Annotated in this window: 23 protein-coding genes; 20 read left to right on the top strand and 3 right to left on the bottom strand. The window is 61.6% G+C overall.

What is annotated here, in order from left to right:
- Positions 1-6 precede the first annotated feature (6 nt).
- Positions 7-1,893 (bottom strand): SurA N-terminal domain-containing protein, encoded by a 1,887-nt coding sequence (locus KUG85_RS03185; protein WP_223004099.1) that lies wholly within the window; start codon positions 1,891-1,893, stop codon positions 7-9.
- A 174-nt stretch (positions 1,894-2,067) separates the two neighbouring features.
- On the opposite strand from KUG85_RS03185, the gene tpiA reads away from it, so the two are divergent.
- The 16 genes from tpiA (at position 2,068) to KUG85_RS03105 (ending at position 17,419) form a co-directional block, all read left to right on the top strand.
- The gene (tpiA, locus tag KUG85_RS03180; RefSeq protein ID WP_223004098.1) at positions 2,068-2,814 is read left to right on the top strand and encodes a triose-phosphate isomerase; all 747 of its coding nucleotides are present in this window, start codon (positions 2,068-2,070) and stop codon (positions 2,812-2,814) included.
- A gap of 257 nt (positions 2,815-3,071) precedes the next feature.
- Positions 3,072-3,458, top strand: a complete 387-nt coding sequence (gene secG / locus KUG85_RS03175; protein ID WP_065817475.1) for a preprotein translocase subunit SecG — start codon at positions 3,072-3,074, stop codon at positions 3,456-3,458.
- Positions 3,459-3,604: 146 nt separating this feature from the next.
- The gene (locus tag KUG85_RS03170) at positions 3,605-5,233 is read left to right on the top strand and encodes a CTP synthase (RefSeq protein WP_223004097.1); all 1,629 of its coding nucleotides are present in this window, start codon (positions 3,605-3,607) and stop codon (positions 5,231-5,233) included.
- 85 nt (positions 5,234-5,318) lie between these two features.
- Positions 5,319-6,224: a VOC family protein gene (locus KUG85_RS03165; RefSeq protein WP_223004096.1), complete on the top strand. Its 906-nt coding sequence runs from the start codon at positions 5,319-5,321 to the stop codon at positions 6,222-6,224.
- Positions 6,221-7,051, top strand: coding sequence for a 3-deoxy-8-phosphooctulonate synthase (kdsA, locus tag KUG85_RS03160; RefSeq protein ID WP_223004095.1), 831 nt, complete (start codon positions 6,221-6,223; stop codon positions 7,049-7,051). The genes KUG85_RS03165 and kdsA overlap by 4 nt, the downstream gene beginning before the upstream one ends.
- Positions 7,052-7,158: 107 nt before the next feature.
- A complete protein-coding gene (eno, locus tag KUG85_RS03155) occupies positions 7,159-8,433 on the top strand; it encodes a phosphopyruvate hydratase (RefSeq protein ID WP_065817471.1) in 1,275 nt (424 codons plus the stop codon).
- 77 nt (positions 8,434-8,510) lie between these two features.
- On the top strand, positions 8,511-8,828 hold the full coding sequence (locus KUG85_RS03150) for an FtsB family cell division protein (RefSeq protein WP_223004488.1): 318 nt from the start codon (positions 8,511-8,513) through the stop codon (positions 8,826-8,828).
- A 213-nt stretch (positions 8,829-9,041) separates the two neighbouring features.
- Positions 9,042-10,103: a pyruvate dehydrogenase (acetyl-transferring) E1 component subunit alpha gene (pdhA, locus tag KUG85_RS03145; RefSeq protein WP_065817470.1), complete on the top strand. Its 1,062-nt coding sequence runs from the start codon at positions 9,042-9,044 to the stop codon at positions 10,101-10,103.
- 13 nt (positions 10,104-10,116) lie between these two features.
- Positions 10,117-11,514, top strand: a complete 1,398-nt coding sequence (locus tag KUG85_RS03140) for a pyruvate dehydrogenase complex E1 component subunit beta (RefSeq protein ID WP_223004094.1) — start codon at positions 10,117-10,119, stop codon at positions 11,512-11,514.
- Between the two features lie 13 nt (positions 11,515-11,527).
- On the top strand, positions 11,528-12,865 hold the full coding sequence (locus KUG85_RS03135) for a pyruvate dehydrogenase complex dihydrolipoamide acetyltransferase (RefSeq protein WP_223004093.1): 1,338 nt from the start codon (positions 11,528-11,530) through the stop codon (positions 12,863-12,865).
- Between the two features lie 31 nt (positions 12,866-12,896).
- Positions 12,897-13,535 carry an SGNH/GDSL hydrolase family protein gene (locus KUG85_RS03130; protein WP_223004092.1) on the top strand — a complete coding sequence of 213 codons (639 nt, stop codon included), beginning with the start codon at positions 12,897-12,899 and terminating at the stop codon, positions 13,533-13,535.
- A 16-nt stretch (positions 13,536-13,551) separates the two neighbouring features.
- A complete protein-coding gene (locus tag KUG85_RS03125) occupies positions 13,552-14,103 on the top strand; it encodes an HdeD family acid-resistance protein (RefSeq protein WP_223004091.1) in 552 nt (183 codons plus the stop codon).
- 70 nt (positions 14,104-14,173) lie between these two features.
- Complete coding sequence (lpdA, locus tag KUG85_RS03120) at positions 14,174-15,619, top strand: dihydrolipoyl dehydrogenase (RefSeq protein WP_223004090.1); 1,446 nt, start codon at positions 14,174-14,176, stop codon at positions 15,617-15,619.
- A 75-nt stretch (positions 15,620-15,694) separates the two neighbouring features.
- Positions 15,695-15,979, top strand: coding sequence for a GlsB/YeaQ/YmgE family stress response membrane protein (locus KUG85_RS03115; protein ID WP_223004089.1), 285 nt, complete (start codon positions 15,695-15,697; stop codon positions 15,977-15,979).
- A 7-nt stretch (positions 15,980-15,986) separates the two neighbouring features.
- Positions 15,987-16,964 carry a lipoyl synthase gene (gene lipA / locus KUG85_RS03110; protein ID WP_223004088.1) on the top strand — a complete coding sequence of 326 codons (978 nt, stop codon included), beginning with the start codon at positions 15,987-15,989 and terminating at the stop codon, positions 16,962-16,964.
- Positions 16,964-17,419, top strand: coding sequence for a type II toxin-antitoxin system RatA family toxin (locus KUG85_RS03105; protein ID WP_065817463.1), 456 nt, complete (start codon positions 16,964-16,966; stop codon positions 17,417-17,419). Before lipA ends, KUG85_RS03105 begins: the two co-directional genes overlap by 1 nt.
- 2 nt (positions 17,420-17,421) lie before the next feature.
- Here the strand turns inward: KUG85_RS03105 and KUG85_RS03100 are convergent, their stop codons facing one another.
- Both KUG85_RS03100 and KUG85_RS03095 read right to left on the bottom strand, forming a co-directional pair.
- Positions 17,422-17,853, bottom strand: a complete 432-nt coding sequence (locus KUG85_RS03100) for a CinA family protein (RefSeq protein WP_407673645.1) — start codon at positions 17,851-17,853, stop codon at positions 17,422-17,424.
- Between the two features lie 56 nt (positions 17,854-17,909).
- Positions 17,910-19,163, bottom strand: coding sequence for a bifunctional 2-C-methyl-D-erythritol 4-phosphate cytidylyltransferase/2-C-methyl-D-erythritol 2,4-cyclodiphosphate synthase (locus tag KUG85_RS03095; RefSeq protein WP_223004086.1), 1,254 nt, complete (start codon positions 19,161-19,163; stop codon positions 17,910-17,912).
- Between the two features lie 145 nt (positions 19,164-19,308).
- Here KUG85_RS03095 and dusB point away from each other — a divergent pair, with 145 nt between their 5' ends.
- The 4 genes from dusB (at position 19,309) to KUG85_RS03075 (ending at position 25,327) form a co-directional block, all read left to right on the top strand.
- Complete coding sequence (gene dusB, locus KUG85_RS03090; protein ID WP_223004085.1) at positions 19,309-20,307, top strand: tRNA dihydrouridine synthase DusB; 999 nt, start codon at positions 19,309-19,311, stop codon at positions 20,305-20,307.
- Positions 20,304-21,452 (top strand): two-component system sensor histidine kinase NtrB, encoded by a 1,149-nt coding sequence (locus KUG85_RS03085; protein WP_223004084.1) that lies wholly within the window; start codon positions 20,304-20,306, stop codon positions 21,450-21,452. The genes dusB and KUG85_RS03085 overlap by 4 nt, the downstream gene beginning before the upstream one ends.
- A complete protein-coding gene (ntrC, locus tag KUG85_RS03080) occupies positions 21,449-22,891 on the top strand; it encodes a nitrogen regulation protein NR(I) (RefSeq protein ID WP_223004083.1) in 1,443 nt (480 codons plus the stop codon). Before KUG85_RS03085 ends, ntrC begins: the two co-directional genes overlap by 4 nt.
- Before the next feature lie 183 nt (positions 22,892-23,074).
- The gene (locus KUG85_RS03075) at positions 23,075-25,327 is read left to right on the top strand and encodes a sensor histidine kinase NtrY-like (protein ID WP_065817457.1); all 2,253 of its coding nucleotides are present in this window, start codon (positions 23,075-23,077) and stop codon (positions 25,325-25,327) included.
- Positions 25,328-25,330 lie beyond the last annotated feature (3 nt).

The following is a 25,330-nucleotide window of genomic DNA, read 5'->3' as shown; positions in this document are numbered from 1 at the left end:
GCCGCCTCAGAAACTCAGGGCTTCCTGCATGGCCGCCCGGTTCACCGTAACCGGATATTTGCCCTGCAGGCGCGCAACCATCTGGTCAAGCAGGTCATCGGCAAGTGCCGAACGCATCGTGGCGCGCTGATTGTCGGGAATGCTCTCTGCCGTCGCACTGGCCGGCTCGAACACTTCCGTGACCCTGAACAGGAACTGGCCGTCGCCAGCCGGATTCGCAAAAACGCCGGTTCCGTTGCGCGGAACGGAGAACACCGCCGCAACACCCGCCTGGCCAAGGTCGGCGTCGTTGGCATTGCGCTTGAGGCCGCGCTTGACCTGCTTCTCCTGGCCGATTTCGGTCGCGATTTCGTCCAGCGACGCGCCTTCCTCAAGACGCTTGGCGAATGCAGAGGCACGCTCGGCCAGCAGGCGGTCCGTTTCCGCCTTCAGCCAGTCCTGTGTAACCTGATCGCGAACTTCATCCAGCGAACGGTCGCGCTCGGGCGTGATGCCTTCGACCTCATAAAACACAAAACCGTTGCCGCCCATGGAAAGCGGCGCATTTTCAATGCCGGTTTCGCTCTCGAAAACCTCGCGCAGAAGCTCGGCCGAAACGGGCAGGTCGCCCACAATGGTTCCATCAGGGCGGCGCGCACTTGCGTCGATGGCCTCGATGGTCCGCATGGAAAGCTTCAGCCTTTCTGCAGCTTCGGCCATGGAAGCGCCGCCTGCGCGGGCGTCTTCATAGGAATCATGAACATCAAGCAGAACGCGTGCAGCCTCTTCGAGCGCCAGGTCCTGGCGGATCTCGCTCTCGACTTCACCTAGTGGCTGCACAACCTCAGACTGAATGTCCGAGACATAGACGATGACGGGTCCAAAAGCCCCGTCGATCACATCGCTGAACTGGTTCGCCTCGAGCGAGAATGCCGCATCGGCGACTGCATCGTCTGCAACGTCACCGCGGGCAAGCGTACCAAGGGCGATGTCCGAGCTGCTTTTGCCGGCAGCCGTTGCCACGTCTGCAAAATTCTTGCCGTCCAGCAGGTCTTTGAGCGCCGCTTCAGCCGCAGCGCGATCCGAAAACACGATCTGGTCAATCGTGCGCTTCTCCGGTGTCGTGTAGCGATCGCGCAGATCCTCATAGGCTTTCTGCACCTGCGCATCGGAAATGCCTTCCGGATCCGCGATATCGGAGGGTTCAAGCTTCACATAGCTGAACTTGCGGTATTCGGGGGCGGCATAGGCGTCCTTGCGCTCATCGAACCATGCCTGGAGCGTGGCATCGTCCGGCTGGGCGACTGGTTCGACAAGAGCCCGGGGCACGGCGAGATATTCGACGGTGCGGTCTTCGCCACGATAGAGCGCGAGATTCTTGAACAGCTCATCCGGCACGCTCATGCCGTCTGTCGCGGCTTCGACAATCTGCTGGCGAATGGCCACCTGCTCGCGGTTTTTCAGATAGTCCTCGGGGCGCATGCCGATCTGGCGCAGCACGAAATCGAACTGCTGGCGGTCGAAGCGGCCGTCGGGGCCGCGGAACGCCGGGTCGTCCGCGGTCAGCTGGGCGAGCTTGTCACCCGAAAGGCCGAGGCCGAGCCGGCGGGCCTCTTCGTCCAGCAAAGCGCCGGCGGCAAGCTGCTGCAGCACCTGGTCGTCCAGACCGAAGGCGACCGCCTGCTCCCGCGTCACGCGGGTTCCGAGCTGCTGTGAAAGAGCGTTGATCTGCCGGTCATAGGCAAGCCGGAAATCCAGCATGGAAACCGAGGAGTCGCCAGCTGACAGAACGTTGCGGGACTGGTCATTCAGGACCTGACCGGAAATGCCCCAGACAGCAAAGCTCACGACAAGCAGGCCCAGGAGCAGCTTGGCGATCCAGGTGGAGGCGGCGTTTCTCAGACTGTCGAGCATGGCTTTTCCGAAGTTCCTTGGTGTATTCGGGGCAGTGTTCCCACCGAAGCGCAATAGCGTCCCAGACGCCAAGTGTCGATAGCGGAGTGGGAATTGCCGTCCCAATTGCTTTTGCATCAGCCCGCGTTTTTGCTAGGGAGGCTGCCGAGTTTGGTTTTGTTGAGGACACCGCCCATGACGCCCGGAATTCGCCCCTTGATCGCAGGCAACTGGAAAATGAACGGTATGAGCGCCGATGCTGGCGAATTGAAGGCCATAGGCGAGGGAACGTTCAACGGCGCCGAAGCTCTTCTGTGCGTGCCGGCAACGCTGATGATGCTGGCGCGGGATGCGCTGGGTGAAAGGGTTCATCTTGGCGGACAGGATTGCCACACGGCGGCATCCGGTGCGCATACGGGCGATGTTTCGGCCGAAATGCTGGCGGATGCCGGCGCGACCCATGTTCTGGTCGGCCATTCGGAGCGCCGCACGGATCACGGCGAGACCGACGCCCTCGTGTCCGACAAGGCGGAAGCCGCCTGGCGTGCCGGGCTGACGGCGGTGATCTGTATCGGCGAGACAAAGGCGGAGCGCGAAGCGGGCGAAACGCTTTCGGTTCTCTCACGGCAAATTCTCGGGTCCGTTCCCAAAGGCGCACAGGCGAAAAACACGGTGGTTGCGTACGAACCTGTCTGGGCCATCGGGACCGGCTTGACGCCAACGGTTGAGGACGTTGCTGAAGCACACAGGCACATTCGCGGCGAACTGGAAAAGCTTTTGGGAGAAGAGGCCGGGAAGATGCGGATTCTTTATGGAGGGTCGGTCAAACCGGGCAACGCGACGGAACTGCTTTCGGTCGAGCATGTGGATGGCGCGCTCGTCGGCGGGGCGAGCCTGAAGGCGGTGGATTTTCTGGCGATTGCGGCTGCCTGTCCGGTCTGAGACAGAGAAAACGCTTGCGTTACAGCAGCAAGCGCCTATGTGAGGATGGGTTTGACGGGAATTCGCGAATTCCGGCTGGTTTGACCGAAAACCGTCATAAATGCCCCGAAACGGATGCGTATGGCTCCGTTTTCTGGAAAAATTTTACAGGCACCAGGACGCGAATTTCCAGCGGTCTTGGAAAATCGGCAAAAGCCGTGTAATGAGCCGCGTCCGCATTGAGGCGGATGCTTCGAGCCGGAGAGCCGGAAGGAAACATGCAGACCGTTATCATCGTCATTCATCTGATCGTCGTGGTCGCGCTGGTTGGCGTCGTCCTCATGCAACGCTCCGAGGGTGGCGGGCTTGGCATCGGCGGCGGTTCCGGTTTCATGTCCGCGCGCGGCGCGGCCAATGCCCTGACGCGCACGACGGCCATTCTGGCGGCGGCGTTCTTTGCGACATCGCTGGCCCTGTCGCTGATCGCCCGTTACGGCGCGAGCCCGACGGACATTCTGGACCGTATCCCTGCCGGAAGCGAGCAGACGGAAGGTTCGGGTGGCGTTCTCGACCAGCTTGGCGGTGCGGGCGCCTCTGCTCCCACCGAGGAGCCTGCGGCTCCGGCTGACGCCAATCCTGAAGATCAGGTTCCCACGGGGCAGTAAGCTCCGTGCCGCGAGGTTGACCGGTCGCCTGAGCTGCGGCCGGCTTTGCCAATCGCAAAACTTATTCACCGCGGGGCGCAAAAAGATTTGCGTCTCGTTATTTTTTGCTGGCGGAATCGCCTGTGTCCGGTTAAGCGATGAGTCCCATGGCGCGATATGTTTTCATAACCGGCGGCGTGGTCTCCTCCCTCGGAAAAGGCATTGCAGCAGCGGCCCTTGGCGCGCTGTTACAGGCCCGTGGGTACCGCGTTCGCATCCGTAAACTCGATCCCTACCTGAATGTTGATCCGGGCACGATGTCGCCCTATCAGCACGGTGAGGTTTTCGTCACCGATGACGGTGCCGAAACCGACCTGGACCTTGGCCATTACGAGCGCTTTACCGGGCGCTCGGCCAACAAGCAGGACAACATCACCACAGGCCGGATCTACCAGAACATTCTGGAAAAAGAGCGTCGTGGCGACTATCTGGGCGCCACGGTGCAGGTGATCCCGCACGTTACCGACGAGATCAAGCAGTTCGTCCTCGAAGGCAATGACGATTACGATTTCGTTCTGTGCGAAATCGGCGGAACCGTCGGCGACATCGAGGCGATGCCCTTCCTCGAAGCGATTCGCCAGCTCGGCAATGAACTGCCGCGCGGCAACGCCGTCTATGTGCATCTGACCCTGATGCCGTGGATACCGGCAGCCGGCGAACTCAAGACCAAGCCGACGCAGCATTCCGTGAAGGAATTGCGCTCCATCGGCATTGCCCCTGACATCCTTCTGGTGCGCGCGGACCGGGAAATCCCCGCGGAAGAACGGCGCAAACTGTCGCTCTTCTGCAATGTGCGCGAATCGGCCGTCATCCAGGCGCTCGATGTGGCGCATATCTACGACGTGCCGATGGCCTATCACGAGGAAGGCCTCGATTCGGAAGTGCTGTCGGCTTTCGGCATCGATCCGGCGCCCAAGCCCCGTATGGAGCGCTGGGAAGAGGTCACGGACCGCATCCACAATCCCGAAGGCCAGGTCACGATTGCCGTGGTCGGCAAATATACCGGGCTGAAGGACGCCTACAAGTCGCTGATCGAAGCGCTTTCGCATGGCGGCATGGCAAACCGGGTGCGCGTGAAGCTCGAATGGATCGAGGCGGAAATCTTCGAGAAGGAAGACCCGGCACCGTGGCTTGAGAAGGTGCATGGCATTCTGGTGCCGGGCGGCTTCGGCGAGCGCGGCGCGGAAGGCAAGATTCTCGCCGCCAAGTTCGCACGCGAACGCAAGGTGCCGTATTTCGGCATCTGTTTCGGCATGCAGATGGCCTGTATCGAGGCGGCCCGGTCTCTGGCCGGGATCGAAAAGGCTTCCTCCACGGAGTTCGGCCCGACCAGCGAACCGGTCGTCGGCCTGATGACCGAGTGGCTCAAGGGCAACATGCTCGAGAAGCGCACGGCCTCCGGCGACCTCGGCGGCACAATGCGTCTCGGCGCATACGAATCGAAGCTTGTCGAGGGCTCCAAGATTGCGGGGATCTATGGCTCCGAGGAGATTTCCGAGCGTCACCGCCATCGCTACGAGGTGAACATCGGCTATCGTCAGAAGCTCGAAGAGTGCGGACTGGTCTTCGCCGGTCTTTCACCCGACGGCGTTCTGCCGGAAACGGTCGAATATCCCGATCATCCCTGGTTCATCGGCGTGCAGTATCACCCTGAGCTGAAGAGCCGGCCTTTCGAGCCGCATCCGCTCTTTGCTTCCTTCATTGAAGCAGCGGTGGAACAGTCGCGCCTCGTGTAAAAATCTCACCCCGCTGCGAGGCGGGGTGATTTCCTTCATCGGTGAAGGCCTTGCAAAGCGTCAGCCCTTAGGGCACATGCGGTGCATGGTTTCTGAAGACGACGTGCATCCTCCACGCAAGCTCGACCATTGTGTTTTGCCAACCGCCGATCTGGCGGTTGCGCGCGGGCGTCTGGAAACGCTCGGCTTCACGGTGGCAGCGGATGCTGCTCACCCGTTCGGAACCGGGAACTGCTGCGTTTTCTTCGCAGACGGGTCTTATCTCGAACCGTTGAGCCGGGTGGCCCCGCAGGCTGCGCTTGAGGCGGAAGCTGCAGGCAATGTTTTCGTGCAGCGTGACGGCGTGTTTCGCGAAAAATTCGGTGATGAAGGCTTTTCGGCGGTGGTTCTTGGAACCGGCGACGCCGATGAGGATCACAAGCGCTTTGTCGATTCTGGCATATCGGCCGGCGATCCGCTTTCATTTTCGCGTCCGTTTCGCGATTCCTCCGGACAGGAGGCGACTGCATCGTTCCGGCTGGCCTTTGCTGCCCCGGAAGATTCGGACGGTCATTTCTTTTTCACCTGCCAGCGTGTGAACCTGGCGTCTGCGGGACGCGGCGCGCTGGAAACGCATCCGAACGGCGTAACGGGGACGGCGCGGATCATCCTGCTTGCCTCCGCACCTGCAGATCATGCGGGATTCCTGGAAGCGTTCTCGACCAAGACCCCTGAGAGTGTTCAGGAGGACCAACTCGATCTGCCGCTTGGCAATGCCGTTTTGAGCGTGATGACGCCCGGGCGCTATAGAGAGACCTTTGGTCTTGACCGTGTTGCGCCCCGTGGCCGGCTCGATCTTGCGGCGATTGCTTTCCAGTGTCCGGATATTGCCAGATTGCGCACGCAACTATCCAGGCAGGATGTCCTGTTCGCAGAGCAGGCCGGTTCCATCATCGTTCCGCCGGCGGCCGGGCAAGGCGCAGTTTTTGTCTTTGAGGAGTCTTCGCAATGAAACCCAATCCGCGTGTGACTGTCGGCAAGGTCGTTTTCGGCAACGACGCGCCGCTGGCGCTGATCGCCGGGCCCTGTCAGATGGAAACGCGTGAGCACGCTTTCGACATGGCAGGCGCGCTCAAGGAAATCACGGATGAGCTGGGAATCGGCCTCGTCTACAAGAGCAGTTTCGACAAGGCCAACCGCACCTCTCTCTCCGGAAAACGCGGGGCGGGGCTGGATGCGGCCATGCCGATCTTCGCCGACATCCGCAAGGAATTCGATCTCCCGGTGATCACGGACGTTCACACCGAGGAGCAGTGCCGGATCGTGGCCGACGTGGTCGATGTGCTCCAGATCCCGGCATTTCTGTGCCGCCAGACCGATCTCCTGATCGCTGCAGCAAAGACCGGCAAGGTGGTGAATGTGAAGAAGGGGCAGTTTCTCGCGCCCTGGGACATGGAAAACGTGATCGCCAAGGTGACGGAATCGGGCAATCCCAACGTGATGGCGACCGAGCGGGGAACCTCGTTCGGCTACAACGCGCTTGTTTCGGACATGCGCGGCCTGCCGCAGATGGCGGCGATGGGCGCACCGGTCATCTTCGATGCAACCCATTCCGTCGCCCAGCCCGGCGGGCGTGGCGGCTCATCCGGCGGGCAGCGCGAATTCGTTGAAACGCTGGCGCGCGCTGCGGTTGCGGTTGGCGTGGCCGGTGTTTTCATGGAAACGCATCAGGACCCCGACAACGCACCCTCTGATGGTCCGAACATGGTGCCGCTCCACGAGATGAAGGGGCTTCTTCAGCGCCTCATGGCGTTCGACCGGATCGCAAAGGCTGCATGAACCTCAGGCGCGACATTGAGTTTTCACGTGTCTGCGCTAAGACAGGCGCGAGCCGTTCCTTCCGGTAAACACTGCCGGAACCAACCTCCAGATCAGAGAGAGTTAAAATGACTGCCATTCTCGACATTGTCGGACGCGAAATACTGGACAGCCGGGGCAACCCGACCGTCGAAGTCGATGTGGTTCTGGAAGACGGCTCCATGGGCCGCGCCGCCGTGCCTTCGGGTGCCTCTACCGGCGCGCATGAGGCCGTTGAACTGCGCGATGGCGGCAAGCGCTATCTCGGAAAGGGTGTCGAGCAGGCAGTCGATGCGGTGAATGGCGAGATCTTCGAGACCCTGAGCGGGCTTGAAGCGGAAAACCAGATGCAGATCGATCAGGCAATGATCGATCTCGACGGCACGCCCAACAAGAGCCGCCTTGGCGCCAACGCCATCCTCGGTGTTTCGCTTGCGGTGGCAAAGGCTGCGGCCGAAGCCACCAATCTCCCGCTCTACCGCTATGTGGGTGGGGCCTCCGCACATGTTCTGCCGGTGCCGATGATGAACATCGTCAATGGCGGCGCCCATGCCGACAACCCGATCGACTTCCAGGAATTCATGGTGATGCCGATTGGCGCATCCTCCATCCGTGAAGCCGTGCGCTGGGGTTCGGAAATCTTCCACACGCTGAAAGCGGGCCTGAAAGACGCAGGCCACAACACCAATGTAGGCGATGAAGGCGGCTTTGCGCCGAACCTGAAGAGCGCTGAAGATGCGCTCGACTTCGTTCTCGCCTCCATCGAGAAGGCCGGTTACAAGCCGGGCGAGGACGTGGGCATCGCACTCGACTGCGCCGCGACCGAGTTCTTCAAGGAAGGCAAATACGTCTATGAGGGCGAAGGCCAGACGCGCGACGGCAAGGCGCAGGCCGAGTATCTTGCAAAGCTCGTCGGCAACTATCCGATCATCTCCATCGAAGACGGCATGTCGGAAGACGATTTCGAAGGCTGGAAGATCCTGACCGATCTGGTGGGCAACAAGGCGCAGCTCGTGGGGGACGATCTGTTCGTGACCAATTCCGCGCGCCTGCGTGACGGCATCAAGATGGGCATCGGCAATTCGATCCTCGTCAAGGTCAATCAGATCGGCACGCTGACGGAAACGCTCGACGCGGTGGAGACGGCGCACAAGGCCGGCTACACGGCGGTGATGTCGCACCGCTCCGGCGAGACCGAGGATTCGACCATTTCGGATCTGGCCGTTGCCACCAATTGCGGGCAGATCAAGACCGGCTCGCTGGCACGTTCGGACCGGACGGCGAAGTACAACCAGCTTATCCGCATCGAGGAAGAGCTCGGTCCTCAGGCGCGCTACGCCGGAAAATCGATCCTGCGCGGATAAAGTTTCCAGGTGACCGTAGGGAAATAACGGTCCTTTAAGCAACATATGGTCACATGCGGGAGAAGGGTTTTTTCCGCATGTGGACACGTCATCACAAACGCCGTAACACTGGGCGCCTGATCGTTCCGACGATCACGGGGCTGTTTCTCGCCTATTTTGGCTTTCATGCCTACAATGGCGACTATGGCATCTACTCAAAATACAGGCTTGAGACGCGGATCGCCGAAGCACAGGCGCGGCTCGACGCCCTTGTTGCCAAACGCAAGGAGCTGGAGCATCGGGTCGCACTGGTGAACGACGGCAGTCTTGAGAAGGACATGCTGGATGAGCAGGCACGCCGCGCGCTGAATCTGGCCCGTGAAAATGAGGTGATTATCCTCATTGGCGCCGATTAGTAAATTAACCGAATTTCACTTAATCAACAATAAGATGTGAAAATCCAAGCATTTAGCTGCATGGCAGCTATGCGGATTTTGAATGGCCGAATTGTGTTCCACGTGCTAGCTTCATCTACCATAAGCGGGAGATGACGGGAGGCTCATGGCGCAATTTCTGCCTGGTTCCACCGTTGCACAAATTCCCCGGAATGTCAGCTAGGGAGTAAAGGCATGGCGCGAGCCGCAAGCAAGACAAGTGCCGCAAGGTCACGCTCGACCAAAAAAGGGGCGGCAGGGGCTGCCGTTCAGGCACCCAAACCCCCAAAGCCAGAAGATTTCGACAAGGAGCAGGAGCTTCACGCCTATCGTGAAATGCTTCTGATCCGTCGCTTCGAGGAAAAGGCCGGCCAGCTTTATGGCATGGGCCTGATCGGCGGCTTCTGTCATCTCTATATCGGTCAGGAGGCTGTCGTCGTCGGCATGCAGATGAGCATGAAGGATGGCGATCAGGTGATCACCGGTTACCGCGATCATGGTCACATGCTCGCGACAGGCATGGAAGCGCGCGGCGTGATGGCCGAGCTTACGGGGCGCCGCAACGGCTACTCCAAGGGCAAGGGTGGCTCCATGCACATGTTCTCCAAGGAGAAGAAGTTTTATGGCGGCCACGGCATCGTGGGCGCGCAGGTGCCGCTGGGCACCGGGCTTGCCTTCGCCAACCGCTATCGCGGCGATGACAGCGTTTCGATCACCTATTTCGGCGATGGCGCGGCCAATCAGGGCCAGGTCTATGAAAGCTTCAACATGGCCTCGCTGTGGAAGCTGCCTGTGGTCTACATCATCGAGAACAACCGCTATGCCATGGGCACTGCCGTGGCGCGCTCCTCGGCGGAAACCGACTTCTCCCATCGTGGTCTTTCCTTCAAGATCCCCGGCATTCAGGTGGATGGCATGGATGTGCGCGCGGTGAAGGCTGCCGGCGATCTGGCCGTGGACTGGTGCCGGTCGGGCAAGGGGCCGATCATTCTGGAAATGCAGACCTATCGCTATCGCGGCCATTCCATGTCCGATCCGGCAAAATACCGCTCCAAGGATGAAGTGCAGAAAATGCGCTCCGAACATGATCCCATCGAGCAGGTGAAGCAGCGTCTCGTGGCCAAGAAATGGGCTGACGAGGACGCGCTTAAGGCAATCGACAAGGAGGTGCGCGACATCGTCGGCGATTCGGCCGAATTCGCGCAGACGGATCCGGAACCGGATGTGTCTGAACTCTACACCGACATTCTGCTTTGAGGGGAGGGCCGACATGCCAACCGAAATTCTCATGCCCGCGCTCTCGCCGACCATGGAAGAGGGCAATCTTTCCAAATGGATCAAGAAGGAAGGCGATGCCGTCGCGCCCGGTGACGTGATCGCCGAGATCGAAACCGACAAGGCGACCATGGAAGTGGAAGCCGTGGACGAAGGCACGCTCGGAAAAATCCTGATCTCCGAAGGCACCGAAGGCGTGAAGGTCAACACGGCCATTGCGCTTCTTCTAACTGAAGGCGAAAGCGAGGCCGATCTCGACAGGGCCGCTTCGAAGCCCAAGGCGGAAGCCTCCGATGAGGCGGACGATGCTGGCGAACAGGATGAACCGGAAGACAAGTCCGGTGGTTCGGTGCCGGCGGCGCCCGAGGTGAAGGTGGCGTCCGATCCGGACATTCCCGAAGGCACGGAAATGGTTTCGACCACCGTGCGCGAGGCGCTACGCGACGCCATGGCCGAGGAAATGCGCCGCGATGGCGACGTCTTCGTCATGGGTGAAGAGGTGGCCGAGTATCAGGGCGCCTACAAGGTGACGCAGGGGCTGCTTCAGGAGTTCGGCGACAAGCGGGTGGTCGACACACCGATCACCGAGCACGGCTTTGCCGGCGTCGGCGTCGGTGCGGCCTTTGCAGGGCTGAAGCCGGTGGTTGAGTTCATGACGTTCAACTTCGCCATGCAGGCGATCGATCAGATCGTGAACTCGGCGGCCAAGACGCTCTATATGGCCGGCGGTCAGATGGGTGCGCCCATCGTGTTCCGCGGCCCCAATGGCGCGGCTGCCCGCGTGGCCGCACAGCATTCGCAGTGCTATGCGGCCTGGTACGGTCATATCCCGGGGCTCAAGGTGGTGATGCCTTATACGGCAGCCGACGCGAAGGGCCTGCTGAAGGCCGCGATCCGCGATCCGAACCCGGTGATCTTCCTCGAAAACGAAATCCTCTACGGCCAGAGCTTTGACGTTCCGAAGATGGATGATTTCGTGCTGCCCATCGGCAAGGCGCGCATCCATAAGGAAGGCAAGGACGCCACCATCGTCTCCTTCGGCATCGGCATGACCTATGCGGTGAAGGCGGCTGAAGAGCTGGCGGGTGAGGGGATCGACGTGGAGGTGATCGACCTGCGCACGATCCGCCCGATGGACCTCGATACGGTGATCGCTTCGGTGAAGAAGACGAACCGTCTGGTGACAGTGGAGGAAGGGTATCCGCAGTCTTCGGTCGGCGCGCATATCGCCAGTCAGGTGATGCAGCGGGCGTTTGACTATCTCGACGCGCCGGTGATCACGGTTGCGGGCAAGGATGTGCCGATGCCTTATGCGGCGAACCTTGAAAAGCTCGCGCTGCCAAATGTCGGCGAAGTGGTCGAGGCGGTGAAAGCCGTTTCCTATCGCAACTGAGGGGGAGGAAACCATGCCGATCAAAGTCACCATGCCTGCCCTTTCGCCGACGATGGAAGAGGGCAATCTCGCCAAATGGATGGTCAAGGAAGGGGATAGCGTCGCGCCCGGCGATGTGATCGCCGAGATCGAGACCGACAAGGCGACCATGGAAGTGGAAGCCGTGGATGAGGGTACCGTCGCCAAGATCGTCGTGCCGGAAGGCACCGAAGGCGTGAAGGTCAACGCGCTCATTGCGGTTCTGGCCGAAGAAGGCGAGGATGCGGGCGAGGCGGCGAAAGCTGCCGAGGGCGGTTCCGACTCCAAGCCTGAACCCAAGGTGGAATCCAAGGCGGAAAAGCCTGCAAAGGAAGAAGCTCCCGCGGCCAAATCCGAGGCAAAGCCGGCTGAAGCGAAAGCAGCACCGTCCGCTGATGGCGAGCGTGTATTCGCTTCTCCGCTCGCCCGCCGTCTGGCGAAGGAAGCCGGTCTCGACCTGTCCGCCATCGCCGGTTCGGGACCGAAAGGCCGGATCGTCAAGGCCGATGTGGAAGCCGCCGGCAAGGATGGCGGTGCGAAAGCAGCCACCGCACCTTCTGCCGCTCCGTCCGCGCCGCAGGCCATGTCCGACGATCAGGTCATGAAACTGTTCGAGGAAGGTTCTTACGAGCTCATCCCGCATGACAGCATGCGCAAGACCATCGCCCGTCGTCTGGTCGAGGCGAAATCCACCATCCCGCATTTCTACCTGACGCTCGACTGCGAGATCGACGCGCTTCTGGCGCTGCGCAAGGAGTTGAACGATGCCGCGCCGATGGTAAAGACCGGGGATGGCGAAAAGCCGGCTTACAAGCTGTCGGTCAACGACATGGTCATCAAGACCCATGCCAAAGCGCTCACCATGGTGCCAGAGGCGAATGTCTCGTGGACCGAGAGCGCCATGGTGAAGCACAGACATGCCGATGTGGGCGTGGCCGTGTCGATCCCGGGCGGTCTCATCACGCCGATCATTCGCCGCGCCGACGAGAAGACGCTGTCGGCGATCTCCAACGAGATGAAGGATCTGGCCGCGCGGGCGCGTTCGCGCAAGCTGAAGACGGAAGAGTTCCAGGGCGGCAACACGGCCGTTTCCAATCTCGGCATGTTCGGCATCAAGGACTTCGCCGCCGTCATCAACCCGCCGCATGCGACGATCCTCGCGGTTGGCGCTGGCGAGCAGCGGGCCGTGGTGAAGGATGGCGAGGTGAAGGTTGCGACCGTGATGTCGGTGACGCTTTCGACCGACCACCGTGCGGTGGACGGCGCGCTTGGCGCCGAACTCCTCGCCGCCTTCAAGAAGGTCATCGAAAATCCGCTCACCATGCTGATCTAGGCGATATGGACCTGCTTTCCGGGGACAAACGATGAAGACCATCCTGTGCTTTGGCGATTCGCTGACATGGGGGTATGACCCCGCCGGCCCCGGACGGCATTCCTTCGATGATCGGTGGCCGAGCGTGCTTCAGGCGGAACTGGGCGGCGGTGCGCGTGTGATCGCCGAGGGGCTGAACGGCCGCACCACGGTGTTTGACGATTTCGCATCCGGTGCCGACCGCAACGGCGCACGCGTCTTGCCAACGCTTCTGACCAGTCATGCGCCGCTCGATCTGGTCGTCATCATGCTCGGCACGAACGACATGAAACCCTTCATCTGTGGCCGCGCTTTCGGCGCGAAGCAGGGCATGCAGCGTCTGATCGACATCGTGCGCGGGCATGATTATCCGATGGGCGAGCCGGCACCGAAGGTGCTCATCATGTCGCCGCCGGCCGCCTGCGAAACGCCCGAACCGGACTTTGCAGCCCTGTTTGAAAGCGCCCGAGTGGAATCTGCCAGGCTGGCCGGTCATTATGCTGCGCTGGCGGATGAGACGGGTGCGGGCTTCTTCGATGCGGGAAGCGTGGCTCAGACGAGCCCGCTTGACGGCGTTCATCTGGACGCCGAAAACACAGGCTCCATTGGCCGGGGGCTCGCCCCGGTCGTGAGAGACATGCTTGGACTTTGACAAAGGAGGGATAAGCATGGCCAACACTGTGGAAAATGAAAGCGTGCATGCTTCGTGGGGCTGGCTGGCCCTGCTGGGAGCTATTTCACTGGTCGGCGGCATTCTGGCAATTGCCAATCCGTTCGCAGCCACCATGACTGCGGCGATACTGGCCGCCTGGACATTCGTCCTGTTCGGTGTGCTTCAGATCGTGCAGGCCTTTCGCGTTCGCGGCTGGGGCGGGTTTCTCTGGGCCCTGCTGCTGGGGCTGCTGACGCTTGCCGTCGGCATTTCGATCATTGCCAAACCGGCTGCCGGGATCATTTCGCTGACCATTCTCGTGGCCATCATGTTTCTGGTGCTCGGTGTGGTGAAGGTCATGTATGCCTTCGCATTCCGGCCGCTTTCCGGCTGGGGGTGGGTGCTCTTCTCGGGCATCGTCTCGCTTCTGCTCGGCGTCATGATCCTTGCGGACATGCCATGGGCCGCGGCAACAATTCTGGGCATTCTTCTCGCCGTCGAACTGCTTTCAAACGGCGTGTTTCTTTTGCTCATCGCTTTTGGCCTGCGCGGGGCGCAGCGGGCCTGAAAAACTCTCGGGGCGCGGCGGTGTGAAAGCCGCGCCCGGACAATGATACGACGACAAGGAGAAACCAGCTGTGGCTGAGAATTACGACGTTATCATCATCGGATCGGGACCCGGCGGCTATGTCACCGCCGTCCGCGCGGCACAGCTTGGTTTAAAAACGGCAATCGTGGAGCGCGAGCATCTGGGCGGCATCTGCCTCAACTGGGGCTGTATCCCGACAAAGGCGCTGCTGCGTTCGGCCGAGATCAAGCATTATGCCGAGAACGGCAAGGATTACGGCCTGACCATCGACGGAAAGATCACCGCCGATGTGGATGCTGTCGTCGACCGTTCCCGCAAGGTGTCTCAGCGCCTCAATGGCGGCGTCGGCTTCCTGATGAAGAAGAACAAGATCGACGTGATCTGGGGCGAGGCGAAGCTTTCCAAGCCGGGCGAGGTGGTCGTTTCCGAGCCCTCCAAAAAGGCGATGCAGCCGCAGCCGCCCATGCCGAAGAACACCAAGGGTGCAGGCACCTACAAGGCAAAGCACATCATTGTTGCGACGGGTGCGCGTCCGCGCGTTCTGCCGGGCATCGAGCCGGATGGCGATAAGATCTGGACCTATTTCGAGGCGATGGTTCCCAAGACCATGCCAAAATCGCTCGTCGTGATGGGCTCCGGCGCCATCGGCATGGAGTTCGCCTCCTTCTATCGCACCATGGGAGCGGAGGTGACCGTGGTGGAACTGATGCCGCAGATCCTGCCGGTCGAGGATGCGGAAGTCTCCAAATTCGCAAAGCGCCAGTTCGAGAAACAGGGCATCAAGTTCAAGCTTGAGGCCAAAGTTGCCAAGGTTGAGAAGACCAAGGACGGGATCACCGCCCATATCGAGACCAAGGACGGCAAGGTGGAGAAGATTTCGGCCGAAAAGCTGATTTCCGCCGTCGGTGTGCAGGGCAATATCGAAAACCTTGGACTTGAAGCCCTTGGCGTGAAGACGGATCGCGGCTGTGTGGCGGTCGACGGATACGGTCGCACCAATGTTGAGGGCATCTACGCAATTGGCGATGTGGCGGGCCCGCCCATGCTGGCGCACAAGGCCGAGCATGAGGGCGTTATCTGCATCGAGAAGATCGCCGGCGTGCCGGGTGTCCATGCGCTCGACAAGGGGCTTATCCCGGGCTGCACCTATTGCCATCCGCAGGTTGCCTCCGTCGGGATGACGGAAGCGAAAGCCAAGGAAGCCGGCCGCGACATCCGTGTTGGTCGCTATCAGTTTGCCGCCAACGGCAAGGCGATTGCGCTCGGCGAAGACCAGGGTTTCGTCAAGACGATCTTCGACAAGAAGACGGGCGAGCTTCTCGGCGCGCACATGATCGGCGCGGAGGTTACCGAGCTCATTCAGGGCTTCGTCGTTGCGATGAATCTTGAGACGACCGAGGAAGAACTGATGCACACGGTCTTCCCGCATCCGACCCTGTCGGAGATGATGAAGGAGAGCGTGCTCGATGCCTATGGGCGTACGCTCAACGCGTAAAATGGGCTGAAGGGCCCTGTTTCCCCCGCGCCAACTGGACTATATGCGGGGGAACATCGAACGAGGAACAGGATGATGGAAGAGAGCTACGGTCTTCTGGGGATGCCCGGCGTCGGCTTTTTCGGCCTGCTCGTGATCGGCTTTCTGGCCGGTTACGTGGCCGAGAAAACGATGAACCGCGATCATGGTTTTCTGACCAACATCCTTGTTGGCATCGCCGGTTCCTTCGTCAGCGGAACGCTTGCCGGTCTGGTCGGCATCTCGTTCTACGGTTTTCTGGGCAATCTGGTGATCGCCATTCTCGGCGCGATCCTGATCCTCTGGGTATTCGGACGCTCGTCTTCCAGCCGGGCGCGATAGGACAAACATGGTCACGATTCTCGATACTGTCACCGCCAAGCCGCGCCCGCGGCACCCTGAAAAGGCGCACCGGCCCGATCAGGAAGTGCTGCGCAAGCCCAAATGGATCCGGGTCAAGGCACCGACCTCGCAGGGCTATCTGGAAACCCGCGAGATCGTGAAATCAAACAAGCTCGTGACGGTGTGCGAAGAGGCGGGCTGCCCGAACATCGGTGAATGCTGGGACAAGAAGCACGCGACCTTCATGATCCTTGGCGAAATCTGCACGCGCGCCTGTGCCTTCTGTAACGTCGCCACGGGCATTCCCGGTCCGGTGGATATGAACGAGCCTGAAAACGTCGCCAAGGCGGTGCGCGAGATGGGGCTGAAGCATGTCGTGATCACTTCGGTCGACCGCGACGACCTAGCCGATGGCGGTGCGCAGCATTTTGCCGATGTGATCGGCGCGATCCGCTCTGCTTCTCCCGAAACGACCATCGAAATCCTGACGCCGGATTTCCTGCGCAAGGACGGCGCGCTGGAAGTGGTGGTTGCGGCAAAACCCGACGTCTTCAATCACAACCTGGAGACGGTTCCGGGCAATTATCTGAAGGTGCGCCCCGGCGCGCGCTATTTCCATTCGCTGCGCCTGCTCCAGCAGGTCAAGGAGCTCGATCCGACCATGTTCACCAAATCCGGGATCATGGTGGGGCTTGGCGAGGAGCGCAACGAAGTGTTGCAGCTCATGGACGATCTGCGCTCGGCCAATGTGGATTTCATGACCATCGGCCAGTATCTGCAGCCGACGCGCAAGCACCATCCGGTGAAGAAATTCGTAACGCCCGAAGAATTCAAGTCATACGAAACCGTGGCTTACACGAAGGGCTTCCTCATGGTGTCGTCGAGCCCGCTGACGCGCTCCTCGCATCACGCAGGCGAGGACTTCGCAAAGCTGAAGGCGGCGCGCGACGCCCGCCTCGAAGGCGCAGGCGCTGCCGCGAACTGATGCCGAAATTCGAGACCGTGCGCCGCGTGGCGCACACGCCCGAGAACATGTTCGCGCTGGTCGCGGATGTGGAGAAATATCCCGAATTCGTGCCCATGTGCGAGGCGCTCAGCGTGCGCACACGCAGGGAGCGCGACGGCGTAACGCTGCTCGTGGCGGACATGACCGTGGGTTACAAGGCGCTGCGCGAGACCTTTACCAGCCAGGTGACGCTGAAACCGGACGATGCGGCCATCGATGTGCGCTATGTGGATGGGCCGTTCCGCTTTCTGAAGAACGAATGGCGCTTTGAGCCGGCCGGTGAGGCGGAGTGCGATATTCACTTCTTCATCGAGTACGAATTCAAGAGCCGCATGCTCGGCGCTGTCATGGGCGCGATGTTCGACCGCGCGTTCCGCATGTTTTCCGAGGCCTTCGAGCGCCGGGCGGACGTGGTCTATGGCGTGAGCGCCTGAATTCAGCCGTCCTTCAAAGCCGCCAGAACCATGTCGAGCGCTGCCTCGACGGTTGCCGCGCGCACGCCGGCGCGGTCGCGGCCCGCAAAGACGTGGGATTGCGCCAGGGGCGCGCGGCCCTTCAATGCAAGGCCGAACCAGACGAGACCGACAGGCTTTTCCGCTGAGCCGCCATCGGGGCCGGCAATGCCGGTGACGGCAACGGCCACGCCAGCGCGTGAGCGGGCGAGCGCACCGGCCGCCATTTCCAGCGCCGTTTCCTGCGATACAGCACCATGGGCGGCGAGTGTTTCGGATGAGACGCCGAGCATTTCCATCTTGGCTTCGTTCGAATAGGTGACGAAACCGCGATCGACGACGGACGACGAACCGCCGATGTCCGTCAGGGCCGCGGCGATCATGCCGCCGGTGCAGGATTCGGCCGTGGCCAGCATGATGCCGCGTGTTTCGCAGGCCGAAAGAACGGCGCGGGCCTGTGTCTCGAAATTGCTCACGCCGGTACCTCGCCGGGATAGATCACGCTGGCTGTGGCAATGGCAGCAATGCCTTCCTCGCGGCCGATGAACCCCATCTTTTCGTTTGTCGTCGCCTTGATGGAAATGCGATGCGGCGCGATGCCGAGCATGGTGGACAGCGCAGCGGTCATTGCCTCGCGGTGCGGGCCGACTTTCGGTGCCTCGCAGATGATCGTGACATCGGCATTGGCGATGCGGCCTCCGGCCTCGCGCACGATCCGGGCCGCGTGCTCGAGGAAGATGTGCGAGGCAGCACCCTTCCACTGTGGATCGGATGGCGGAAAATGTGTGCCGATATCGCCGGCGCCGCAGGTGGCAAGCAGCGCGTCGGTGAGCGCGTGAAGGCCGACATCGGCATCCGAATGTCCGGAAAGGCGTTTTGTGTGCGGTATGCTCACGCCGCACAGAATGACGGCGTCGCCATCGGTGAAGGTGTGAACGTCGTAACCGTTTCCGGTGCGCACATCCGGGAAGGCGCTCGGCCGGTTCAGGCGCTCGTCGGCGAGCGCAATGTCGCGCGCCCAGGTAAGCTTGATGTTGTCCACGGCACCGGCAACGAGGCGAACGGGTATCTTCGCCCATTCGGCGATCGAGGCATCGTCGGTAAAATCCTCGCGGCCAAGTTTGTGTGCGCGGTCGTGGGCAGCGGCAATGAGCGCGAAGGGAAAACCCTGCGGTGTCTGGGCAGCGTGCAGATCGTGGCGCGGCACGGTTTCGGCAATGAAGCCTGCGGGACCGGCGCGCTTGACCGTGTCGGCGACGGGAAGGGCGGGCAGGGCGCCACGGCCCTCTTCCACCGCACCGATGATGCGGTCGATCAGTTCACGGTCGATGAAGGGGCGCACGCCATCGTGGATAAGCACGGTCTGGGGTTCGGGATCGTAGAGAGCAAGCAGAGCGAGCCGCGTGGAGGCCTGTCGGGAATGACCGCCATGGATCGCCCGGACCCGCGGATCGCAAAGGCCGGCCGTGGCTTCGGCAAAGAGCGCCTCGTCATCGGGGTGGATTGCGACCACGATGCGCCCGATGCGGGGATCGGCAAGGAAGGTCTCGAGCGTGTGACGCAGAACCGGCTTGCCACCGATCAGGCGATACTGCTTCGGCCCCTCGGTGGATTGCCCGGCCCGCTCGCCGCGCCCGGCGGCGACAATCACGGCAGCGACCTCTCCCTTCCGGCGGGGAGCCGGGGTTTCGGCAGGGCGTTCGGCAGGGGCTTCGGATTGAGTCATCTGCTTGTCCATAGGGCAGACGCATAATAAGACACGCCCCGAAAGGCCAGCCGAATTTGCATGACACCCATTCCGAGCGAATTGTGTGTTGCAGGTGCGGCCCGAAGTGGCTAAATAATAAGCACAAGCAAAAGGTGCTTTAATTTTGTGCATCTCGTTCACTGAATTTCTGTCGACACCGCTTACTGTCGGGCCCGTAACCATCCGCAACAGGGTGTTTCTGGCGCCCATGTCCGGCGTGACCGATCTCGCATTTCGAGCGCGCGCCCATGCGCACGGGGCGGGGCTTGTGGTGTCGGAAATGGTGGCGAGCGGCGAACTTGCCCGCGGCAAGGCGGAATCGGCGCGCCGCCTGCGTCGGCCGGACGTGGACGTGCACATGGTGCAGCTTGCCGGGCGCGAGGCGCGCTGGATGGCCGAAGGGGCGCGCATCGCGGAAGCGCAGGGCGCCGACATCATCGACATCAACATGGGCTGCCCGGCCAAGAAAGTGACGGGCGGTTATTCGGGGTCTGCGCTGATGCGGGAGCCCGACCATGCGCTAAGCCTGATCGAGGCTGTCGTGGCGGCGGTGCGGGTGCCCGTAACGGTCAAGATGCGGCTTGGGTGGGACGAGAATGCGCTCAATGCGCCGGAAATCGCCAGCCGCGCGGAGGATGCCGGTGTCGCGATGGTGACGGTACACGGGCGTACACGCTGCCAGTTTTACAAGGGCAGGGCGGACTGGCAGGCGATTTCGGCAGTCAAGGCGGCTGTCGGTATTCCGGTCGTGGCCAATGGCGACGTGACCACGGCAGACGATGCCGCCGGCATTCTTGCGGCTTCCGGCGCGGATGCGGTGATGATCGGCCGGGCGCATTACGGCGCGCCGTGGATTGCGGGTGCCGTGGCCTCGAATACCGAGCGCCGGCCGGAAAACCTCGCTGACTACGTGATCGACCATTATGAGGCGATGCTCGTGCTTTACAGCACGGAGCACGGCACGCGGCATGCCCGCAAACATCTCGGCTGGTATATGGAACGCCATCTCGACGCGGTGGATGCCGAGTCCAGAAAGGCGATTATGACGGGCACCGATCACCGCGAGATTTCGCGCCTTCTGCGCGACCTGTTTCGCAGGCAAGAGGAGCGTCTGGCCGCATGAACCGACCGGGTGAGCGCACACGCATGGACACCGGCCCCGCCAGTCTGCTCCTGAACACGCTGCGGCACCCTGTGATGATGATCGATCAGGATGGCTTCATGATCGAGGTCAACGCCGAGGCGGAGGATTTCTTCCGCTCGGGTGCAGCCATTCTCGCGCGCAGCCGGCTGGCGGATTTCGTGCCCTTTGGAAGCCCGCTGATCGCCCTTGTCGAACAGGTGCGCGAGCAGCGCGTGGCCATCAACGAATACCGTGTCGACATTTCTTCGCCCCGGCTCGGTGCGGAGCGCATGGTGGACATTCATGCCGCGCCGGTTTCCGAAGTGCCGGGCGCTGTCGCGCTCCTCCTGCAGGAGCGCTCCATGGCCGACAAGATCGACCGGCAGATGGTGCACCGGGGTGCTGCCCGCTCGGTCACGGGGCTTGCGGCCATGCTGGCGCACGAGATCAAGAACCCGCTTTCGGGCATTCGCGGCGCGGCACAGTTGCTCGAACACGCGGTGTCCGACGAGGATCGCGCACTGACGCGGCTCATCACGGAAGAGACGGACCGGATCGTCGCCTTGGTGGATCGCATGGAAGTGTTTTCCGACGAAAGGCCGGTGGAGCGCGATCCGATCAACATCCACCTCGTGCTCGATCACGTGAAGGCGGTTGCCAAAAGCGGTTTCGCCCGCAAGGTGAGCATTGTCGAGGACTACGATCCATCGCTGCCGCCCGTATGGGCCAATCGCGATCAGCTTATCCAGATCTTTCTGAACCTGGTGAAGAACGCCGCCGAGGCGCTCGGCGACCGGGACGATGGCGAGATAAGGCTGACGACCGCGTTTCGACCCGGCATCCGCCTGTCGGTACCCGGCTCGCCCGACCGTGTGGCCCTGCCGCTGGAGTTCTGCGTCCACGACAACGGACCGGGCGTTCCGGAAGACCTTCGTCAGATCATCTTCGATCCGTTCGTGACCTCCAAGCAGAACGGGTCCGGCCTCGGCCTGGCGCTGGTGGCCAAGATCGTCGGCGCGCATGGCGGGGTAATCGAATGCGACTCCTCCGGCCAGCGCGGCACCGTGTTTCGCATTCTGATGCCCGCCTGGCGCGAAGCGCGCCGCAAGGATGTCCTTCATCACGAAGAGGATAGGCCCGCATGACCAGCATTCTTGTCGCCGACGATGACGCAGCCATCCGCACAGTTCTGAATCAGGCGCTGTCGCGTGCCGGCCATGACGTGCGGGTGACGTCGAATGTCGAGACGCTGTGGCGCTGGGTCTCGGCGGGCGAGGGGGATCTGGTGATCACCGACGTGGTCATGCCCGATGGCAATGCGTTCGACCTTCTGCCCAGAATCCGCAAGGCGCGTCCGGACCTGCCGGTCGTCGCGATGAGCGCGCAGAACACGTTCATGACCGCCATCCGCGCCTCCGAGGTCGGCGCCTATGAATACCTGCCGAAGCCCTTCGACCTGACGGAACTCGTCAACATCGTCGGGCGCGCACTTTCCGAACCGAAGGCGAGCCAGAAGGAAACCGCCAGCGCCGAAGCGCCGGATGCACTGCCCCTGATCGGGCGTTCTGCCGCGATGCAGGAGATTTACCGCCTTCTTGCGCGCATGATGCAGACAGATCTCACGGTGATGATCAGCGGTGAATCCGGCACCGGCAAGGAACTTGTGGCGCGCGCGCTCCATGAGTATGGCCGCAGGCGCAAGGGCCCCTTCGTGGCCATCAACATGGCAGCCATCCCGCGCGACCTGATCGAATCCGAGCTCTTCGGACACGAAAAAGGCGCCTTCACCGGGGCGCAGGCGCGTTCCTTCGGCCGCTTCGAGCAGGCGGAGGGCGGGACGCTCTTTCTCGATGAGATCGGCGACATGCCGATGGAAGCGCAAACGCGTCTCCTGCGCGTGCTGCAGCAGGGCGAGTACACGACGGTTGGCGGGCGGACACCGATCCGCACCGATGTGCGCATCGTCGCGGCCACCAACAAGGACCCCAGAACGCTGATCGATCAGGGGCTCTTTCGTGAGGACCTTTTTTATCGGCTCAACGTCGTGCCCCTGCGCCTCCCGCCGCTGCGGGAACGGGCGGAAGACATTCCTGATCTCGTGAGGCACTTCTTTGCGCGGGCGGAACAGGAAGGGCTACAGCCCAAACGGATCGGTTCGGAGGGTCTCAATCGTCTCAAGAACTATCGCTGGCCGGGCAATGTGCGCGAACTGGAGAATCTGGTGCGCCGTCTGGCGGCCCTCTATCCGCAGGATGAAATATCTGCCGAGATCATCGAACAGGAACTGCGCGCCGCCGGCGCATTGCGGGCCAGCCAGTCGGAAGCGCTGTCCGAAGAGACGACCCTCACCCAGGCGGTGGAGCAGCATCTTCAACGCTATTTCGCGCAATTCGGCGATCAGCTTCCACCGGCAGGACTCTACCAGCGCGTGCTGGCGGATGTGGAGCAGCCCCTTTTGATCGCGGCGCTGACGGCGACCGGCGGGAATCAGCTCAAGGCAGCGGACCTTCTGGGGCTCAACCGCAACACGCTGCGCAAGAAGATCCGCGACTATGGCATCAACATCTATCGCGGCGCGGGCTGACATGCCCGTAAACCGGCTGTTTGACTGAAGTCAGCCCCCGTGTCAGGCCCTGTTAATATGGCCCTCGATCCCCGTTCTGCCCCAGCAATGCCGCAATGTTCGGAAATGCAACTGTTGCCAGTCGGTTACAGTCGTTGCATATGTGCAACATAGATGCGGCACGGAAGAGTAGAAGCAGGGGTAATGGTCAGCTTGTCCGAGAGTTCGCCGACGCAGCCTTTTGTTGCGGCTTCGCCTGTTCGGCGCGGGCGCTCAGCCACTTTTTACGTCGGCGTCGCTGCCGCTATCGGCGCGCTTGTGACCGCCGCCATTTCTTTTACCGTACTTCTTGGTCTTACCCCGTTCACTCCTGACGAGCGGGCAACACTTCTGCTGATCGCAGTCAATTTCGCCTTCATCATGCTCCTTTTCGGGCTGATCGTGCTCGAAGGACTGCGCATCTACAAATCCCGCAAGGGACAGAGGGCGGCGTCGCGCCTGCACGTGCGCATCATCGCAATGTTCTCGCTCGTGGCGGCAATTCCGGCGATCCTCGTGGCGGTGATCGCCTCGGTAACCCTGGAGCTTGGGCTCGACCGCTGGTTCGAGCTGCGCACCAAGGTGATTGTCTATTCCTCGCTCTCGATTGCCGATGCCTATGTGCAGCAGAATGCGCGCAGCCTGCAGGGCACGACCGAGAGCATGGGGGTTCGACTGGACCAGGCGCGCACCCTCTACAATCTCGACCGGTACGGCTTTCGTGATTTCATGACACGTCAGGCCATGCTGCGTGGTCTTGCGGACGCCGAACTGGTTCGCGAAGACGGCTCCGTCATCATGAGTGCGCAGATGGTCGAAGACATTCCATTGCCGCGCCCGGGAGCCAAGGCGATGGACCTCGCCAACAGCTCGCAGATCGCCTTCAACGAGATTGGCGGCACCAATCTGGTGACCGCCGTCTACAAGCTTCAGGACATTCCTGACGCCTATCTCTACACCGGTGCGCTGCTCGATCCCGAAGTGCTCAAGGCGCGCCAGATCGTGCGCACCAACACCGACGAGTACCGTTCTCTCGAGGGCAACCGGGGCAATACGCAGATCGCCTTTGCGCTGCTTTATCTGGTGGTGACGCTGGCGATTGTCCTGGCGGCCATCTGGACGGGCATCGCCGTGGCCGACCGGCTTGTGCGCCCGATACGGCAGCTCATCGGTGCGGCCGGGGCGGTCTCGACTGGCGATCTCGATGTCACGGTCCCCGTTCGCTCTTCCGACGGGGATGTCGGCCTGCTTGGCGACACGTTCAACAAGATGACACAGCAGCTCAAATCGCAGCGCGATCAGCTCATCGCCGCCAAGGACGTGATCGACGAGCGCCGGCGCTTTACCGAAGCGGTCCTTTCCGGTGTCAGCGCCGGGGTCATCGGTGTGGAGGCTGACGGCTCGGTCGCCATGGTCAACCGGTCTGCGGAATCCATGCTCGGCATATCCGCCCACGATGCGGTGAACAGGAACCTTTCCGCCGTTCTTCCGCATGTCGGGCGTGTGTTCGAGACGGGGCGCAAGTCGGGTCGCCCCGTCTACCGCGAACAGGCAACTTTCTTTCGAGGCGGGTCGGAACGTACCTTCAACATTCAGATTACGACGGAAGAGGGCGTCAACGAGGATGACGAGCATTCCTATGTGGTTACGGTCGACGACATCACCGATCTGATGCAGGCACAGCGTTCCATGGCCTGGGCGGACGTGGCGCGGCGTATCGCTCACGAGATCAAGAATCCGCTGACGCCGATTCAGTTGTCGGCCGAGCGAATCCGCCGCAGGTTCGGAAAGGTTATCGAGCACGATCGGGAAATCTTCGATCAGTGCACGGACACGATCATCCGGCAGGTTGGCGATATCGGCAGGATGGTGGACGAGTTCTCCGCCTTCGCACGGATGCCGAAGCCGGATATTCAGCGCCTTGACCTGCGAGAGCCATTACGTGAGGCCTCTTTCCTGGTGGAAGTGGCCCGCAATGAGATCAGCTTCGAGCGCCATATTTCCGACACGCCGCTGATGGGGCGGTTTGATGCGCGCCTGATGGGGCAGGCTTTCGGCAACATTATCAAAAACGCCGCCGAGGCAATTGACGCCGCCGAGCGCAGCAACGGCCAGCCGGGTGCGATCCGCATCAATGCGGGCATGAACGGCCGCTTCATCCAGATCGAGGTGATCGACAACGGAAAGGGACTGCCGCGTGAAAACCGCCAGCGTCTGCTGGAACCGTATATGACCACGCGGGAAAAGGGCACGGGCCTCGGCCTGGCAATCGTGAAGAAGATCATCGAGGACCATGGCGGGCGCCTCGAACTGCACGATGCACCCGCCGATTTCCATGGCGGCATCGGCGCGATGATCCGCATCATACTTCCCGCCGCCGAAGAGAATGGCGGCGCTCTTGACACGACAAGAAGGTAAATC

The organism is Nitratireductor rhodophyticola, from assembly GCF_019891355.1.
Taxonomy (GTDB): domain Bacteria; phylum Pseudomonadota; class Alphaproteobacteria; order Rhizobiales; family Rhizobiaceae; genus Nitratireductor; species Nitratireductor rhodophyticola.
The sequence above is the reverse complement of the archived record's forward strand: the minus strand, read 5'-3'. Positions and strand labels throughout refer to the sequence as shown.